This window comes from Psychrobacter sp. P11G3, assembly GCF_001435845.1.
Taxonomy (GTDB): domain Bacteria; phylum Pseudomonadota; class Gammaproteobacteria; order Pseudomonadales; family Moraxellaceae; genus Psychrobacter.
Map to the genome: position 1 here is coordinate 2,510,848 of NZ_CM003596.1, position 18,990 is coordinate 2,529,837.

Sequence of the window (18,990 nt, forward strand, 5' to 3'; positions counted from 1 at the left end):
GCTACCAATCACAACGCCATTGCGGCTATCCAACCAAACACTAATAAAGGAATATTATAGTGAATAAAAGTGGGGATTACACTGTCTTTGATATGGTCATGTTGACCATCGATATTTAGACCAGACGTTGGTCCCAATGTCGAGTCTGACGCAGGCGAACCCGCATCACCCAGCGCGCCAGCCGTACCGATAATCGCCACAGTAGCCAACGGCGAAAACCCTAAAGAGATACACAGCGGCACATAAATCGCAGCCAAAATAGGAATGGTCGAAAATGAAGAACCAATGCCCATGGTCACAATCAAACCGATGAGTAGCATAATAAATGCCGCCATCGCTTTGTTACCAGCAAACAGTGATGCTGCCCCATCGACCAATGGCTGAATCTGCTCAGTCGCTTTCATTACTTCAGCAAAGCCCTGTGCGGTAATCATAATAAAGCCAATCATCGCCATCAGTTTGATACCGTCATTAAAGACGCCATCAGCATCACGCCACTTCACCACGCCAGTTGCCATAAACACACCGAAGCCAAACATTGAGCCCAGTAGTAGTGAATCAGTGTATAACTGCACCACAAAAGCCGTCACGATAGCAGCCAGTGCAACCAGCGTCTTTAGCTTGCTTTGCGACTGTGCACCAGCAGCAGTTTTGCTTAATGCATCGCCTTCTACTACAGCATCATGCGCTTGCTGATCTAACGCAATCTGCTGATACGCACGTGGCTTACGGTAGCTGATAAATACAGCAACTAGCAAACCAATTAGCATACCCAATGCAGGAATCGCCATGGCTTGCACCACAGAAATATTGGCAACCTCAATACCCGCTTCACCCACGTTTTTTAGCATAATCTGATTCAGATAAATATCACCAAAACCATAAGGAATAAACATATAGGTGGTGACCAGTCCAAACGTAATCAGACAAGCAATCAGGCGTCTATCAATCTGCATGCGATTGAATGCTAACAATAGTGGCGGTACCAGTAGCGGAATAAAGGCAATATGAATAGGGATTAAGTTTTGGCTAAAGCAGCTCATGGTAATGAGGCCTGCAAACAGCATGTACTTAATCATGCCACTCGTACCCGCAGCATCAATACGTTTGATGACCGCGCCTGCCAACGATTGCGGCAAGCCCGAATGAGCAATCGCCACGGCAAACGCCCCTAGCAAGGCATAAGACAGCGCAATCTGTGCGCCATTACGGATACCTTCTTGGAAGGCATTTAACGTATCGGTAATACCAAGCCCTGCCAGCAGTCCACCTGCCAGCGCGCCGATTAATAAACTGAGCACCACGTGCACTCGCGAAAGTGACAGTCCTAGCATGATAATAACTGCTAGCAATACTGCATTGATGGCCATGTGTTGCCCCTTGTTCTTTATACTTTGGTCTTAATGAGACCTATGAATATTGAAACTAATGAATATCGCCCTGTTGTCTAAAACGTCTCAATATGAGAGCCTGTTTTAGACGCGCGCCAGTTTACCTTATTTTGGGTATAAAGCCTACGCATAGAACCGATTAGACATCATCATAAGCAGCCAAATATCATTTACACATCTAAACCCTCTTCTATAATTTCTGACTGTCTTTATTATTCATAGACCAGTCATACCATTGACGACACATCGTTACCCACATTAATTGCATTAATAACTGGACGCTCAGATAACTATTTAACAAAGATAAGCAGACGACTTCACCAATCAGCCTTGCAATTTTTTTCGTGAGCACCATTTATCTAAACATGAACCACGAACTTGACTTTACAAGTCTGGGGAACGAGGAAAAACATATGAGTGAACATAATATTGATAAAGACAACATCGACATCGATGTATCATCTGCCCTTAACACTGACACGACGTCTGATGCAAATACTGACACTGACGCTAACATCAGTGCTGATGCGAACAATGAGACAGAAAGCGCATCTACGGATGCGTTAAATGCCTCATCCAACGCTGTCAAAGACAATGAAGATGAAAGCTATCTGCCACTGCTAGCATTACGCGACGTCGTCGTCTATCCACACATGCAGATTGCATTGTTTGTGGGACGTGCGCCATCGGTGAAAGCGGTTGAGTTGGCACAGGCTGAGTATGGCAATAAAGTACTGGTAGTCGCGCAAAAAGACTCACTGACCGAAGATATTGATCAAGATAACTTGTATCAGTACGGTACGGTCTGTCGCATCGTCAGCACTATGCCACACGATAGCGATGAGAACTGCATTAAAGTATTGATCGAAGGTCAATACCGCGCTCGTGTCGATAATATAGAAGGCCATGATGATTTATTGATGGCGAGATTTGAGCGTGCCGACCTTGATGTCAGCATGGATGAGAGCCAACAGAAAAATACCATTCAAGCGTTAACCACATTATTCGAAAGCTATGCAGATGCGCGACTTCGCAATGCACGTGAGCTGACTCGTGTGGCTAAGCGTATCGACGACTTGCTTGAGTTGGTTTATTTCATCTCAACTCGTGTGTCGATGGACCTTGATATCAAACAGTCTTTCTTAGAAGAAGACGATATCAAAACGCATATCAATACTTTGACTGAATACTTGGTCAAGCAAAGTGCTGAGCAAAATATCGAACAAGATATCCAAGATGCTGTCCGTCAGCAAATGGAAGACAATCAGCGCGAATACTTCTTGAACGAGAAGATGAAAGCCATCAAAAATGAGCTGTCAGATATGAATGACGGCGCGTTCGATGGTGAGGATGATGTGGCTGAGTTAGAGCAGCGTTTAGAAGATGCTGACTTGCCAGAAGATGTGCGCAAAAAAGCTGAGCAAGAGTTCAAAAAGCTCAAAATGATGCCACCTGCATCAAGTGAATCATCAGTGGTACGCAACTATATTGAATGGATTTTGGACACGCCGTGGAATGCGACGACTAAAGTATCTATTAATCTAGATAAAGCGAAGACTGTATTAGACGAGGATCATTATGGTCTACAAGATGTAAAAGACCGCATCTTAGAGTATCTCGCCGTACAATCACGCGTGAAAAAACTGCGTGGTCCGATTCTATGTCTCGTCGGTCCTCCAGGTGTCGGTAAAACCTCATTGGGTGAATCTATCGCCCGTGCCACGGGTCGTAAGTTTGTGCGTATGGCGCTTGGTGGCGTACGTGATGAAGCAGAGATTCGTGGTCATCGCCGTACCTATATCGGTGCGATGCCGGGTAAAATCGTTCAATCACTTGCAAAAGTAGAAGTCAAAAACCCGCTGTTCTTATTAGATGAAATCGATAAGATGGCGCAAGACTTCCGCGGTGATCCAGCATCAGCATTGCTTGAAGTATTGGATCCATCACAGAACGATACGTTCAACGACCATTATTTAGATATGGACTTAGATTTGTCGCAAGTGATGTTCATCTGTACTGCCAATAGCATGGATATTCCACCTGCACTGCTTGATCGTATGGAAGTCATCCGCTTGCCGGGTTATACCGAAGAAGAAAAGGTCAATATTGCACAGAAATACCTAGTACCAAAAGCCATTAAACAAAACGGTCTTAAAGAAGGCGAAATTGAGATTGTTGAAGCGGCATTGCACAGCATCGTACGTAGCTATACGCGTGAAGCAGGTGTGCGTAACCTTGAGCGTGAAGTGAACAAAATCTGCCGTAAAGTGGTTCGCGGTTCGGTTGAAACTCATGGTGCTCGCGCTCCGAGAAAAGCAGAACGTCAGCTAGTGACAGTCGATGACAAAAACATCGATGACTATCTAGGTGTGCATCAGTATGACTACGGTCTGGCTGAAGAAGAGCCTGAGATTGGTCGTATCACTGGTCTTGCATGGACTCAGGTCGGTGGTGAACTATTGACTATCGAAGCGGTCGGCATGAAAGGTAAAGGCGAGCTTAGCTTTACCGGTTCACTAGGAGATGTGATGAAAGAGTCGATTCGCGCAGCCATGAGCGTAGTTCGTGCTCGAGGTGACAGCTTAGGTATCGACTACGAGACGTTTAAAACAACAGACGTCCATGTCCATATGCCAGAAGGTGCTACGCCAAAAGACGGCCCATCTGCTGGTGGTGCACTGACGACAGCGCTAGTCTCTGCGTTGACAGGTATCGCTATCCGTCCAGATATTGCGATGACAGGTGAGATTACCTTACGCGGTAAGATATTACGTATTGGCGGTCTCAAAGAAAAGCTACTTGCAGCACATCGTGGCGGTATCAAGCATGTCTTAATCCCAGCGACCAATGAGCGTGATCTGGCTGATATCCCTGATAACGTGAAAGAAGGCTTAACCATTCAGCCAGTCGCGACGATTGAAGAAATCTTAAAGGTTGCTTTGGTCAGTATGCCAACACCAATTAAGCCTGCCAAAGTGACCGTCGATAAAACTTCTGGAAAAGCACTGCACAATTAATCGATTATTCGTTAGCCAATTCTTAAAAAATAAGAGCCGCTCATCACAATGATGGGCGGCTTTTTTATGCCTATTTATTATTCATTTTCTTGCAGTTCATAGCCTTCTTAGTAGATTTCTTACGCATTTAAAGTCATTTAATTTCAAAATTATTTATGCTATTTCGTTTTTCAAACCCATACGTTACTTACATTTATTCACTGATTGTTGCGCATTTGATGAATAACTATAGCGTTAGCTTGGCTATACTGACTCCGATGTTAACGAATATTGACACCGGTTTTATAGAACAATAACGATAGATATTCGTGGCTTTGATTAAGGTTGAAAATAATAAATTAAACAATTGGAGATAATAATGAATAAGACATTACTTGCAAGTACCTTATTATGCGGTTCAGCGTTAGCAATGACTGGTTGCCAAACCGTAGAAAGTCAAATGCAAACGGGTAATCCTTTAGCACAACCGACGCTAAAATCAACCATACAAACAGTAGATGGCAAGAAGAAAGAAGTTGGTCAAGTTTTCTTACGTCCAGTCGATGGCGGCGTCCAAGTTTACGGTAAACTCACTAACCTACAGCCAGGCAGAACCGTCTCATTACATATCCACGAAACTGGCAGCTGTGACGTTATGGGTAAAGCGGCAGGCGGTCACTTCAACCCAGACAACAAGCCACACTCTAATCCAGATGATATGAATGGTCACGCTGGTGACTTGCCAAACTTAACTGCTAATGAAGATGGTGTTGCTACTATTAACTATGTGAACAAGAAAATTGCAGCGACTGAAGCAGGTAAATACAGCGTAAATCGTTTGGCCTTTATCGTACATGCTGGCGTTGACGACTATACCAGTCAGCCTTCAGGTAATGCAGGCGATCGTATTGGTTGCGGTATCATCGTAAAAAACTAATACTATCCAAACCTATGAACTTAGGCTAAGTCTATAGACATAGAAACGGCTTAAAAGAAATATTATAGGCGCAAAAAAACCCTCTTAAACTGTAAGAGGGTTTTTTATTAGAAGTAACTATTAGGTTTGTTTAAGCCAATACAAGAAAGACCAATGCAAATTGTACCTGTAGCACATTAAATGAGTCTGACGCTATAAAAGCACTATATTGGATTTAACTAATAGTTATTCCTCTACCCATTCACCTTTACGCCAGTAAACACCCCAACGTGTGGCCTTGCCGTTTTTTTCAGAACCGATATACTGCTCTTTTTTCTTACGTGACCAGCGCAAGATGGTTGGGTTACCTTCAGGATCTTCATCTGGTCCTGCGAACAGATACTGGAACTTCTCTTCCATTTTATCTTTAATTTCTCGTAGCTCAGCCAGCTTTGGCGGACGTGTCTCGCGCACTTTCGGGAACTTAGATGCTGCTAAGAACATCCCAGCCGCCCCTTCACGCAAAATGAAATAATCATCATGCTTGGTCGACTTTAGCTCTGGCAAATGGATTGGATCCATACGCGGCGGCGCAGCTTCACCTGTTTTTAGTACTTTACGCGTATTATCGCAGTTTTGACAAGCAAAGTACGGACCAAAGCGTCCTGTTTTAAGCTCCATCTGCCCATCGCACTTATTACAGTCAATGGTTGGTGCATCTGAGCCAGGAACTTCAAACTTGCCTTCTTCTAGGATATAACCATCGCAATCAGGGTTGTTACCGCAAATGTGTAGTTTGAGGCCACCATCTACGATGTAACCATTCATCGCTGTGCCACATTTCGGGCAGCGTTTTTTCTCCATCAAATCTTTAACTTCTGCCGCTTCGTCATCACCTTCCGCATCATCTAGATTGGCGAATGCTTCGACTGGCATTAGATTTTTGGTGCCTTTACAGCGCTCTTTTGGCGGTAGATTGTAGCCAGTACAGCCCAAGAATACGCCTGTTGAGCCTGTACGCAGCTGCATCGGACGATCACAGATATCACAGTGGACATCTGGTACATCGGTCGGATCGTTTGGACGCATGCCGTCTTTTTCTTTGGCACGCTCTAGAGTCGTTTTGAACTCGCCATAGAAATTATCAAGCACATCTTTCCAATCTTGATCACCCTCTGCCACATGATCGAGCTTGTCCTCGAGCGCGGCAGTAAAGGTATAATCCATTAAATCTGGGAAGCTAGCCGTCAATCTATCAGTAACGATATCACCCATTTTTTCGGCAAATAGACGCTTATTTTCAAGCTTCACATAACCACGATCTTGAATGGTTGAGATAATTGAGGCATACGTCGATGGACGACCGATGCCTTTTTTCTCAAGCTCTTTGACTAGGCTTGCTTCAGTATAGCGAGGCGCAGGCTTAGTGAAGTGCTGACTTGGATCTAGCTTATCTAGGTTTAACTTATCGCCTTTTTTGACATCAGGCAGTAAGGTATCGTCAGTCTTAGCTGGTGGCATCACTCTTGTGTAGCCATCAAACACCATGGTACGACCGCGCGCTTTTAACTCGATATCGTCTGCGCCTACAAATAGGTTTACTGATAGGTATTTGGCAGGTAACATCTGACACGCTACAAATTGACGCCAGATTAGCTCGTATAGACGTATTGCATCACGCTCAACACCTTTGAGCTGCGTTGACTTCATATTGACATTAGAAGGACGAATCGCTTCATGCGCCTCTTGTGCGCCTTGCTTGTTACCATAGAAATTTGGTTTTTCTGGTACGTATTTTGCGCCATAGCTATCTTCGATATGACCACGGACCGCAGCAAGCGCATCGCCTGATAAGAATGTCGAATCGGTACGCATATAAGTAATATGACCGGCTTCGTATAGACGCTGCGCTAAAATCATGGTTTTCTTAACAGAGAATCCTAAGCGCGTGCTAGCAGCCTGCTGCAAGGTCGAAGTAATAAATGGCGCGCTTGGACGTGATTGTGTTGGTTTTTCTTCACGCTCTTTAACAATAAAATCGCTTGCTTTGAGTATCTCTAGGACTTTATCGGTCTGCTCTTTATTACCAAGCTTTAAGGTTTTGCCACCTTGTTTGGTTGCCTCTAAGCGTATACCGATTTGCTCAGCGTCTGAGGTTTTTTTGGCTTTGCCATCAGCAATGTGCGTATCAGCATGAATTTGCCAGTATTCTTCTGGAATGAACGCGCGAATTTCATGCTCCCGCTCGACGACCAAGCGCATAGCGACTGACTGTACGCGGCCTGCTGATAGTCCGCGAGCAATCTTTTGCCATAATAGTGGCGATACCATAAAACCAACAACACGGTCCAAGAACCGACGCGCTTGCTGCGCGTTCACGCGGTCAATGTCTAATTTTGAAGGCTGTTTAAACGCACTTTGGATAGCTGACTTGGTAATCTCGTTGAAGACCACACGTTGATACTTGCTATCAGGGCCACCGATGACTTCTTTTAGATGCCAAGCGATCGCTTCCCCTTCTCTATCCATATCCGTTGCTAGATAGATTTTGTCAGCGTCTTTGGCTAATGCTTTAAGCTCTTTAATGACTTTGGTTTTGTTTGGTAGTACTTCATAGACTGCCGCCCAGTCATGCTCTGGATCTACACCCATGCGGCGTACCAGTGCTTGCTGCGCTTTTTCTTCTTTAGTCAGACTGTCATCTTTTTTAGCAGTTGTTGCTTTCTTTGCGCTTTTGCTCGCACTGACCGGCAAATCACGGACGTGACCGATACTTGAGCGTACGATAAAGTCATCACCAAGGTATTTATTAATCGTTTTTGCCTTGGCTGGTGATTCTACAATCACCAAAGACTTACCCTTTGGGCTGTCAGCAGCTGGTGCTGGACTTTTTTTGGTTGTGGTTTTTGCCATGTTTGACGACACCATAATATAAGTAAATTAAAAGTAAGGTTAAATTCAGCAGCACGGCAATTTATGGAAGCTGATACTCATGGTTTGACCATTGTTCAACTATTTATAATAATAATCGCTGCTGATAAAAAAGGTTATAGAACAAATAATAACCATAAAATAAAGATATAGTTATAAAGACGTTACACTGCTAAGCGTTAAACTGTCAACTTTAAATAATTTGAATATGACAAACCGCTTGCATATTGCCCTTTAATGGAGACGAAAATACGCTTTACTAGGTTTATGCTTGTTTTTGCATTTGTAGCGCCCATTTCTCAAGGTTTTCTTTGAGCACTAATAAGTCCGCTTCGATCCGTTTTTGATGGTACGTTGGGTTAGATGCTGGACGTACATAAGCAATATCTTCCCAATAAATAATAATGCTATTGGCCTTGGTCAATAGACCTTTAACTAACGGCTCGATACTTACGGGCAGCTCTAACGGCACTTGATCCAAGCTAAAATCAGTCTTTTTGACTACTGGATTATTGCTGATTTGACTAGAACGAATCGCACTGGGAATAGTAAGCGTCTTATCATCTGTACTGGTATCGACAAAACTGCTGTCTGGTCGCCACTGCCCATCAATCACTTGATAACGGGTATGCGGCAGTTTAGTATCTTCAAATATCAGGCAGTACTGTCCAAGCATACCGCGGCCATACTCATTGTCACGGCCTTTGATCCAATCAGGGCACGAAACGAGTTTTGGATTGAGCTGTAAACGACGCGCGGTCATACGCAGCTTATCCAAACGCTGATCGATACCGTTCGGTTTGAGCGCCATCATACTCCCTAATACGAATAGTACAATGATAACGCCAATCAATGTTCCCATGATGGTCTGGCCTTTTGACTAAATGAAAAAGATACTAAGAGATATAAAGGTAAATATCGCTAATGAACCGTTATTTATACATAGTACATATAGTTTTGCGATTAGTACGATAATAAACAACGATATATAAGGGCTTATAATGAGCACGAACCATTAAAAATCAAGCGTTATCGTCCAATCACGGTACAGTAAGTGCTTTTAAAGCATATGACAATTTAGCAAGTTACGCTATTAAATCAATTATTTAGCGTATATAAACTTACCGAGTACAGTACGCTATAAAAACCAGATACGAAAAGTGGTCAGCGCAAAAAAGTGCTATGATAAACCATAATTTTAAACGCGCGCAGGTTTATTATGAATTATCTTATTGAGTCAAACTCATCGGGCGCTTATCACGCTCGCAAGCTGACAAGTAAAGTCATGAGCAAAGCAGGCATGAGCTTATCGCTACTTGGCGCGGTCGTACTGATATTATCGGGCTGTGCCACGACTCAGAGCCTAACTCCGCAGCAGTGTCAAAGCAGTAACTGGCAAGAAGTCGGCTATGCTGATGGCTCGCAAGGACGTTCAGGCGCTTACTTCGGTCACTATACCAATAGCTGCGCCAGTGTCGGCGGTGCTAGCCCTAACCGTATCCAATGGGAGCAAGGCCGTCAACAAGGTCTCAAAAACTACTGTACCGAGCTGAATGCTTATAAGCTCGGCCGCGAAGGCTATGACTGGCAACCTGTCTGTTCGTTAGAGGGTATTGATAAGTTAGAAGAAGCCTACTCCCAAGGGCGCTACTACTATATCCGTCAGCGCGATCTCGACTACTTACGCTCACCTTACCCATTTGGCTACAGACATGCAGGCTTCGGTTACGGCTATCGTCCATTTGGCTACGGCTGGTAAAAAAAGAAAACCTCACTAACGACTTAATTTGAGGTTTAAGTAGTTAATGAGGTTGGAGAAAATTTTATTATTTTAATTGTTTTTATTATAGCGGTGCTGGTTGTCTTACTGGTCGGGCTATTGATTTATCTAGCCAGTTTTCTAATATAAAGTCAAAGCTACTAGCACTGACTCACAGTGTTTAAACTATTCAGTGCTTAAGTTATTCAGTATTTATCTACTAAGCTATTCATTCACAAAGGCGATTTTGGTCAGTCCAGCGTTACTTGCCGCTGCCAAGACTTGAGCGACCGTATCGTACCTGCCTTCTTTATCCGCACGTAACTGTACCGCTGGGTTCTTACCAGTCGCGCCTTGTTGCTGCAAGCGTGTCTCTAATTCTTCCATGCTAATTGGATCACTATCCCAGAATATCCCTGCGTCTTTATCAATGCTGACTTGAATCGCTTCTGGCGGCGTTTCATTGAGCGCGGCACTAGTCTCGGGCAAATCTAAAGGCACCGTCGGATTCAACACGGTCGCTGTCAATAAAAATATAATCATCAATACCAGCATGATATCGATAAGCGGAATGAGGTTCATCTCATCCATGCTTCGTACGTCATCATCACCCAATTGAAATGCCATAGTTACTCTCAATGCTTTTGGTTATTTTCACACAGCCAAGCCGTTTTTCGACTTGTCGTTTGAGCCTTTACAGACCTAGCGCTGGCAGACTTAATACTTGCAAAATCAACACTATCTATAGCTGCTTTGGCACAGAATTACTGTAGTTGCTGGTATGCTGCGTCTCGCTCGTCGTTGAACGACTGCTTGTTGCAGCGTGCACTTGTGAGGCACTAGTAGCATGGCTCGCAGTTACCTTGGTAGTATCCACAAGACCCGTTGATTGCGCCAATAAATCATGCGCTCTGTCGTTGGCTTGATACATTATGCGGCGATTGATACGTACTGCAAGGTTATAAAACACCACGGCTGGAATCGCTACTGCAATACCAAGACCTGTCATAATTAGAGCTTCACCGACTGGCCCTGCAACTTGCCCTAATCCTGCCTGACCACTCATACCGATGTTGTGCAAGGCATGGAAAATACCCCATACCGTACCAAACAAGCCGATGAACGGTGCAATCGCTGCTGTCGTACCAAGAATCGGCAGACCGCGCTCACTAGCAAAGCGATAGCGACCGATATGCTTGAGCAAAGTCTGCTCAGTCACCAAACGGCGTGTGGCAGCATCAGTACCAGCCAAATCAGACTGTCTGGCTTGCAATTGCTGACTTAAATCATCTGCTACATTGGTCGCCAGTTTGCGGCTTTGCAATACGCGGACGATACCTGTCACCCAAGAAAGAATAGATAACGCAAGCAACAAAAAGAACAACGTTTTTGTCACCATGTCGCTGATCTGCCAGTATTGCATAAAGTCCATGTCAGACTCCTTAATGTGTAATGCCATTACATGATACTGAGGTAAATATCACGTTTAGTTTTATAATGAAAGATGATCAATAAATACGTTGTTATAAAGTATGAACTATCAAGGAACTGCGTAACTGATCGGTAGGGTCACATCACCTACCACGGGTACGCCATTCTTAGTAAAGGGTTTGAACTTGCCCGATCGCACTTGACGTCTGGCCTCTTTGTCTACTAGCGGATTACCTGATGATTGAGCAACTCGCACGTTATCGATGCCGCCTTGCTTGTTGACTCGTAATACCAAGACAACGTTGAGCGTATCACCAGAACGGGCTCTACGTGCAGCGCGCTCAGGGAAACTAAAGTTTGGCGCAGATGCCCAGTTGGCTGAGCTAGCAGTAAAGCTCACAGGCTCATTGCTCTGTGCTAAAGCAGCTGCTGCTTCCGCCTCAGCTCTTGCTTGTGCAGCGGCGGCCTCTGCGGCAGCCTTCGCCTGAGCGGCAGCTTTGGCATCAGTGACTCTTCTAGCTTCTTGCTCTGCCCTAGCTTGCGCCTCTTGCTCAGCTTTTCTGGCTTGTCGCTCTGATTCAGCTTGGGCAGCTGCTTGACGTTGTGCTTCAGCTGCTGAGTTATCAACCTTTGGCTTCGGTAGCGGCTCTTTTGGGGCTACTTTTTGACTGGTATCAGGACGAGGCTTTTCTGACGCTATCACAGGCGTCACTTTCGGCTCTACATTTTTTACAACAGGCTCTTTTGGTTTTACTGGTGTCTCTGTTGGTTGTTTAACCGGCTTTTTAGGCTTTGGTTCAGGTTGCGGCGCTGGCTGAACTTGTACCTCAGGCTGTACTTCTTTTTTGGCTGTGACTGTTTGCTTTTCTATTTCAGTTGAGACCGTTTTTGCCGGTAATGACACAAACTTTATCTCAAGTGGTGACATCTCTTTTTTTAGCTCAGGTTTGAGTTCAGGCGTTTTTATTGCCACTAGTGCAATTGCGGCAAGCACATGGAGTCCTAAGACTGCAACAATAGCTAGCAATAACGACTTAAGTGGTGGCGCGTCTAAATCCGTTGAACTCATAACAGCCTAATGTTTATTACTCAGAGTAGAATGGCGTAGATAATAATGCAAACGATAATTATTATCAATAATAATTTACAATATTTTCATTATTTAATACATCTCTGACACGTAATATTGCTTAATAGTTTTACCTATCGCAACACTCATTTTTATGAACGTTATCTACTTTAGATTTCATTACTATGAACCTTATCTTTTCATCAAATAATACGTTGCCTTTAATATAGCAATTACTGTTAATAAAAACCATTATCATTTATATTGATAATGAGTCTCAACTACTTTATTATAACCGCTGTATTGTCTACCCAAACTATTTTTATAAAAACTATTCGTATAAAAAGTTAGTAATTGGTACTAAGTAGACTATTTATTTTATGCTTTTTATCTCAAGCATCTTTCAGACTTAATATTTTTAGCGTCATTCATTTGCAATTACCTTAGACAATTGCTTAAACATTTTTTGATAGACCGAGTTCATTATGCCGACACCTTTATTATCTAGCAGACCTACCGCCTCTTTTTTCAAACGTCCATTATTGACTGCCGCCATGACAGCTTTGTTAGCTACCGTAGTGGCAGGATGTAGCTCGCCTGAATCCAATGACTCTGAGCCAGCAGACGCCAAAACTGAAAACCCAACGGCTGATGAATCACAGAACGTTGCTAATAACGACGCTGTATCTGTTGAGAAAATCATGGTCAATACTGTAAAAGGTGATGTTGAGCTGGCTATGAACCCATCGCCACTTGTCGTTTATGATATGACGTTGATGCAAGACTTGGCCGCGCTAGATGTGGCGGTCGATGGTATGCCTGGTGGTCTATTACTAAAGAATCTACACTCAGAGACGCAACCTGATCCAAAATCGGTAGGTACTGTGTTTGAGCCAGATCTTGAAGCGTTGAATGCAATGCAACCGCAAGCTATTTTGGTCGGTTCACGCATGGCAGAAAAATACGACGAGCTATCAAGTATCGCGCCGACATTGGACATGAGTATTGATACAGCCAATATCTATGAGTCAAGCAAACAGCGCCTGCATGATTTAGGTGCATTGTTTGGTAAAAGCGATCAAGCAGCTAAGCTACAACAGAACATTGATGGACTCATCACTGAGACCAAAAGTCTAACAAAAGAAAATAAAGGCACTGGCCTAGTCGTCATGGTCAATGGCAATAAAATGTCAGCCTATGGTGACAAGTCTCGCTATGGTTTTATCCATACTGTGTTAGGTGTACCAATGGCAGATGACAAAATTGCCGATGCGCCTCATGGTCAGCCTATATCGTTTGAATACATCCAAAAAGCCAATCCAGATTGGTTATTTGTCATCGACCGTAGTGCTGCAATTGGTGAAGACGGTATTGGTGCCAAGGCCGTATTAGACAATCCATTGGTTGCCCAGAGCAATGCATGGAGCAAGCAGCAAGTGGTTTATTTGAGCCCAGATTCTTACTTAGCATTTGGCGGCTACTACCAGTGGATGCAGGATCTAACGACAATTAAAGATGCTTTTACTAATGCTAAATAACGTCATTGCTTATACAAACGATTGTTGCACAAGTAAGTATTATTACCGTTAACCCTGCTCATTTTTAAGCCAGTAGAGATTATGTCGTTATTTTCACCCCGTACTCATGCTAGGCTCAAATCCAGTACTGCTCCATCAGCGTCAAGCTGGCAGAGCGGTACTGGCAATGCGTTACATCGACGTACTGTCGTACCACCGTGGTTCATCAATACAGCAAGCCTCATTCTTATGGGGCTTTTAGTGTTATTGAGCTTATCTATTGGTGTGGCTGACTTTTCGTGGTCAGGTATCTTGCAGAGTCTGCTGACTCAGAGTGCCAACTCCGATAGCTCATTGCTATTGGTTAGCCGTATACCGCGCACTATTGCCATTATTTTGACTGGTATTGCAATGGCAGTGGCTGGGATGATTATCCAAGTGGTGCTAAAAAACCGCTTTGTAGAGCCGTCCATGGTTGGTGCAACTCAGAGCGCTGCACTTGGTTTGCTGGTGGTCAGTTTACTGTTCCCTGCCAGTGCGCTCATTGTCAAAATGGGCGTGGCAACCATCGCTGCCGTTTTTGGCATGATGCTATTTATGCTGCTGATTCACCGCATTCCGCCCACTGATTTTTTGATGATTCCACTGATTGGTATTGTCTTCGGCGGCATTATTGAAGCAGTCACTACCTTTATCGCTTATCAAACTGAATCACTGCAGCTGCTGAGTGTTTGGCAGTTTGGGGATTTTTCGGGCGTATTGGCAGGGCGCTATGAGCTGTTATGGCTGACGGGCGCGCTGTGCGTATTGGCCTATATCATTGCCGACAAGCTGACCATCGTCGGTTTGGGTGACAATATCGCCTTGAACCTAGGTATCAGTAAGCGTCAGGTCACTTGGATTGGCGTAGGTATGGTCGCCATGATGAGTGCGGTCGTCGTCGTGACTGTAGGTATGATTCCTTTTATTGGTTTGGTCGTGCCAAACATCGTGAGCCGATTGATGGGTGACAAGTTACGTCGCAGCTTGCCAGCAGTCGCGCTACTGGGTGCTTCAGCTGTATTACTGTGCGATATTATCGGGCGCTCTATTCGCTATCCGTTTGAAGTGCCGGTCGCCACTATTTTTGGTGTGGTTGGTACGGTGCTGTTTTTATGGCTGTTATTGCGAGCGCCCTCTGAGCAGTAGCATCATGAGTGTCAACCTTTTAAGGCTCACTTACCACCGTTCATTTTTGGCTTTACTAGAGCTTGGCACCATAGGATTTTTGTATGTTCTCATCAACTAAGCTTACTTCTACCAAGACTGATGCTACCAAAACCAGCACAGCGATAGATAACTCATCTTCAGCAGATGGTCAGTATTCAGCTGCCGCACAAGGTCAGTTGGCAAAGCTTTGGACATGGATAGCTGCCCATCCAAAATCCATAGCAGCTATTATTCTACTTATCTCGATGACCTTGTTTATGACACTCAATGTCAATGGCTATTGGGACTTTGCGCTACCATTACGCGGCAAAAAACTGCTGGCATTGATGGTGGTTGGCTATGCGATTGGCGTGTCGACGTTACTGTTTCAGACGTTGACTCACAATCCAATTCTAACGCCTTCCCTACTCGGGTTTGACTCACTCTATGTTCTGTTGCAGAGCTTACTGGTTTTCTTTTTAGGTGCGATTAGCTTTACCAGTCTCGATCCTATTGCCAAATTCACGTTAGAGATTGTCCTGATGTTTGGGGCATCTTTATTATTGTTTAAGCTATTATTTTCTAAAAGCAGTCAGGATCTGACGCGGCTAATCTTGGTGGGGGTTATCTTTGGCGTGTTGTTTCGCAGTTTATCAGCACTCATTGCACGGCTGATAAACCCTGATGATTTTGTGGTCGTACAGTCCGCTAGCTACGCGCAGTTCAATACGGTCAATCCTCAGCTACTAGGTATCAGCTTATTTATCTGTGCTATCACTGCGATATTTGTGTGGCGCTGGCGTTACCAGTGCGATGTGTTGATGCTCGGACAAGCACAGGCCATCAACCTTGGTATCAACTATCAACGTCTGGCATTTGGTCTATTAACTGTCATCGCTGTACTGGTTGCCACAGCCACGGCACTGGTCGGTCCAGTGACTTTCTTTGGTCTATTGGTTTGCGCATTGACCAATCGTATCGCGCGACATATGTATCACACCGAGCGGCTAATATTGGTCAGTTTGGTCGCTATGATTTGCTTGGTGCTGGGGCAAACTATCTTTGAGCAAGTGCTAGATATGGCAGGCGTATTGTCCGTCGTGATAGAGCTGGCGGGCGGATTGATGTTCTTAGCATTGATATTTATGTCCCAACGTCGTTCTTTATAACTATTTAGCTGATGCTGTTGATAGAGAAGACCCTAAGACTTTTTTAAATAAGACTGACTATGATTAAACTGAATAATATCTCTCACCATATTGGCAAACAACAAATCTTGCATGACATTACGCTGTCCCTACCAACGGCGCAGGTAATTGCTTTGATTGGTCCTAATGGCGCTGGGAAGTCTACGTTGTTTTCTGTTATGGCTCGCTTGCAGCCGCTACAATCTGGGCAGGTGAGCTTCGCTGTAGATAATGAAGAGCGTGATATTGTCAGCTGTCAGGCGCGGACGCTGGCCAAGACGGTCGCTATGCTCGGGCAAGATAACCATGTACAAGGACGCCTGCGCGTACATGAGCTACTGATGTTTGGTCGTTACCCTTATCATCAAGGACAACCGACCGCTGACGATCAGCAAAAAGTACAGGAAATCCTCGAACGCTTTGAGCTTGAGCCACTTGCCGAGCGTTTCTTGTCAACGCTATCGGGTGGACAGCGACAGCGCGTGCTGATCGCCATGATTGTCTGCCAAGATACGCCTTATTTATTGCTCGATGAGCCACTGAACAACCTAGATATGTATCATGCTGGTCGACTCATGCGTGAGCTACGCCAGCTTAGCCATAATCAGCAAAAAACCGTGGTAATAGTCCTGCATGATATCAACCAAGCGGCACAGTTTGCGGATACTGTGGTTACGATGAAAGCAGGAGAAGTGACGGCTGTTGGTCGTCCTGCTGATGTTATTACTAAAGAGACGATGAAAGATTTATATAACGTCGATGTCACTGTCCTAAGTCATCAGGGTCGTCCAGTGATTGTTGATACGGTTTAAATAAAGAATTTCGCAAATAATAAAAGAAACTATAGATGCATAGAGCGCTATTAAATAATCGATGGATAAACTACAAAAACCTATCTCTATTAATTTTAGTGATTAGCCTTTGCCTGTTCATTTATTATGCTCTAAATAAGGATATATCAAATACCTTTTTTTGGTTAGGAATGACCTTATATGGTCTAAGATTAGTGGTTATTCCTATGGATTTTACTCAAGACATTTCTTCAGTAGATTACACAAAGAACTATGATGAAAATAGTAGTTGGCATAGATGGGTCATGATAGGTGAAACGTTTGCTTTCTTCATTTTTACTGTCTCGATAGCATACACAATATTCTTGCAATTAAATTTATAACTAGGGCATACCTTTGATTCAACAGATAGCTATCTAAATAAAAATATACCCTAGAAATATCACTATATTACCTACCCTTTTGCGACGCTTTAAGTCGTTGCTGTCGACCTTTCCACCATAGATAGACGCCCGTAATGGACAACACTGTCACAGCCAAACCTACCAGTGCTAAAAATATTTGATACAGTAAGTGGCCGATGCCATGGCCAATATGACCCATATGTAAAGTCATCAACCAATTGTTGGTTTTGCTACCAAATGATGAGTTTTGGTAGCCAAAGTTCACCTGTTCAACGCTACCCGTTTTTGCATTGACCGTGATGGATGATGCACCGCCTTTTTTACCAATATCCTTATCTGTTTTAAAGCGCAGCTGCCATTGACCCTCATCCTCAATCCAGCGTATGCCTAAAAACTCCCGTACTAGCATACCCTTGCTTTGGGCAACGGTATTTGCCTGCTCACTCAAATAAGCAATGCTATTGGCTTTGTTGACCACATCAACAGCCTCGACATCGACAGCCTCATTGCTTACAGCCTTAACCCTAGTTGCTGTTTCTACACCAGAAGCCTGCTCCGTTTTTTCTGATGGTTTTCTTGAGTTCTCCTGTCTTTCATCTCTTCCCTCAAGCCCTACGACAGCATGCATCACAGGTTGATAGACCTCTCTTAGGTTAAAACCAACACTCGACCACGCGATGACAAACAGCATGAGCCATAACCACAGCCCAAAGGCATGGTGTAGATCATAATTCAATTTAAACATATTACTTTTGGTACGAATTTTCCACGCTGGTAGCCAACGTTTCAAAAATGAGGCACGTTTTTTAGGCGAGGTTTGATTCTGTGCTTTTTTCTTGATCGCTCTAGGAAACGTTAAGTAAAAGCCAATAAAGCAATTAATTGTCCATACGAGCGCGACAATCCCTAGTAGCAATTTTCCAATATCACCCAATAATAAATCGCGATGTAACCAAAACACTTTCCACATGGTGTTGTGCCATGCCCACTCATCTCTATCACGAGTACCAATGATATCGCCAGTATAAGGGTGGACATAAACCTGTTGAAACGGTGCTTTTGGTTGGTTTTGGGCGGCTTTTCCTCGTGCTCTATCTACCGAAAATACGGCTGACCTCTCTGCTGCTATCGAGGTTGGCATGCTAGAAAAAGCATATTGAGGGTACGCACTGATGACCTTATCATGAAGCTCGGCAATAGGCAGATGTGATGCACTTTGTTTTTCGACCTGAGCCAGTTTATGGTTGAAGATATCGTCTAGCTCGTCATGAAATGCCAATAACGTGCCAGTAATACCAGTGATAATTAAAAACGCTGCCATGGCAAGCCCAGTATAACGGTGAATCCAAAGACAGCTATAGCGAAAATTAAATGACATAAATAAATCTGCTGTTATATTGTGATAGTAAG

At 44.0% G+C, this 18,990-nt stretch carries 14 protein-coding genes; 7 read left to right on the forward strand and 7 right to left on the reverse strand.

Annotated elements, in window-relative coordinates:
* Positions 1–8: 8 nt before the first annotated feature.
* Positions 9–1,370, reverse strand: a complete 1,362-nt coding sequence (locus tag AK824_RS10095) for a Na+/H+ antiporter family protein (RefSeq protein WP_057761214.1) — start codon at positions 1,368–1,370, stop codon at positions 9–11.
* Between the two features lie 434 nt (positions 1,371–1,804).
* Here AK824_RS10095 and lon point away from each other — a divergent pair, with 434 nt between their 5' ends.
* Positions 1,805–4,408, forward strand: a complete 2,604-nt coding sequence (lon, locus tag AK824_RS10100) for an endopeptidase La (RefSeq protein ID WP_227511159.1) — start codon at positions 1,805–1,807, stop codon at positions 4,406–4,408.
* A gap of 358 nt (positions 4,409–4,766) precedes the next feature.
* Positions 4,767–5,324, forward strand: a complete 558-nt coding sequence (locus tag AK824_RS10105) for a superoxide dismutase family protein (RefSeq protein WP_057761216.1) — start codon at positions 4,767–4,769, stop codon at positions 5,322–5,324.
* Positions 5,325–5,549: 225 nt separating this feature from the next.
* On the opposite strand, the gene topA is transcribed toward AK824_RS10105, so the two are convergent.
* Together topA and AK824_RS10115 are read right to left on the reverse strand one after the other, a co-directional pair.
* Complete coding sequence (topA, locus tag AK824_RS10110; protein WP_057761218.1) at positions 5,550–8,216, reverse strand: type I DNA topoisomerase; 2,667 nt, start codon at positions 8,214–8,216, stop codon at positions 5,550–5,552.
* Between the two features lie 283 nt (positions 8,217–8,499).
* Complete coding sequence (locus tag AK824_RS10115; protein WP_057761220.1) at positions 8,500–9,096, reverse strand: hypothetical protein; 597 nt, start codon at positions 9,094–9,096, stop codon at positions 8,500–8,502.
* Between the two features lie 357 nt (positions 9,097–9,453).
* Between AK824_RS10115 and AK824_RS10120 the strand changes: the two genes are divergently transcribed.
* A complete protein-coding gene (locus AK824_RS10120) occupies positions 9,454–9,993 on the forward strand; it encodes a DUF2799 domain-containing protein (RefSeq protein ID WP_057761222.1) in 540 nt (179 codons plus the stop codon).
* Between the two features lie 225 nt (positions 9,994–10,218).
* Here AK824_RS10120 and AK824_RS10125 read toward each other — a convergent pair whose 3' ends face one another.
* The 3 genes from AK824_RS10125 to AK824_RS10135 form a co-directional block, all read right to left on the reverse strand.
* Entirely contained in the window at positions 10,219–10,620 is a 402-nt protein-coding gene (locus tag AK824_RS10125) for an ExbD/TolR family protein (RefSeq protein WP_057761224.1), read from the reverse strand.
* Between the two features lie 115 nt (positions 10,621–10,735).
* A complete protein-coding gene (locus tag AK824_RS10130; RefSeq protein WP_057761226.1) occupies positions 10,736–11,425 on the reverse strand; it encodes a MotA/TolQ/ExbB proton channel family protein in 690 nt (229 codons plus the stop codon).
* A gap of 108 nt (positions 11,426–11,533) precedes the next feature.
* Entirely contained in the window at positions 11,534–12,493 is a 960-nt protein-coding gene (locus AK824_RS10135) for an energy transducer TonB (RefSeq protein WP_057761228.1), read from the reverse strand.
* A gap of 485 nt (positions 12,494–12,978) precedes the next feature.
* Between AK824_RS10135 and AK824_RS10140 the strand changes: the two genes are divergently transcribed.
* From AK824_RS10140 to AK824_RS10155, 4 genes are all read left to right on the forward strand, one after another.
* Complete coding sequence (locus AK824_RS10140; protein WP_057761230.1) at positions 12,979–14,031, forward strand: siderophore ABC transporter substrate-binding protein; 1,053 nt, start codon at positions 12,979–12,981, stop codon at positions 14,029–14,031.
* Between the two features lie 81 nt (positions 14,032–14,112).
* Positions 14,113–15,198, forward strand: a complete 1,086-nt coding sequence (locus AK824_RS10145) for an ABC transporter permease (RefSeq protein WP_156410709.1) — start codon at positions 14,113–14,115, stop codon at positions 15,196–15,198.
* 83 nt (positions 15,199–15,281) lie between these two features.
* Positions 15,282–16,367 (forward strand): iron chelate uptake ABC transporter family permease subunit, encoded by a 1,086-nt coding sequence (locus tag AK824_RS10150; RefSeq protein ID WP_057761232.1) that lies wholly within the window; start codon positions 15,282–15,284, stop codon positions 16,365–16,367.
* A gap of 59 nt (positions 16,368–16,426) precedes the next feature.
* Positions 16,427–17,197, forward strand: coding sequence for an iron ABC transporter ATP-binding protein (locus AK824_RS10155; RefSeq protein ID WP_057761234.1), 771 nt, complete (start codon positions 16,427–16,429; stop codon positions 17,195–17,197).
* Positions 17,198–17,626: 429 nt separating this feature from the next.
* Here the strand turns inward: AK824_RS10155 and AK824_RS10165 are convergent, their stop codons facing one another.
* Complete coding sequence (locus AK824_RS10165) at positions 17,627–18,958, reverse strand: PepSY-associated TM helix domain-containing protein (protein WP_057761237.1); 1,332 nt, start codon at positions 18,956–18,958, stop codon at positions 17,627–17,629.
* Between the last annotated feature and the right edge of the window lie 32 nt (positions 18,959–18,990).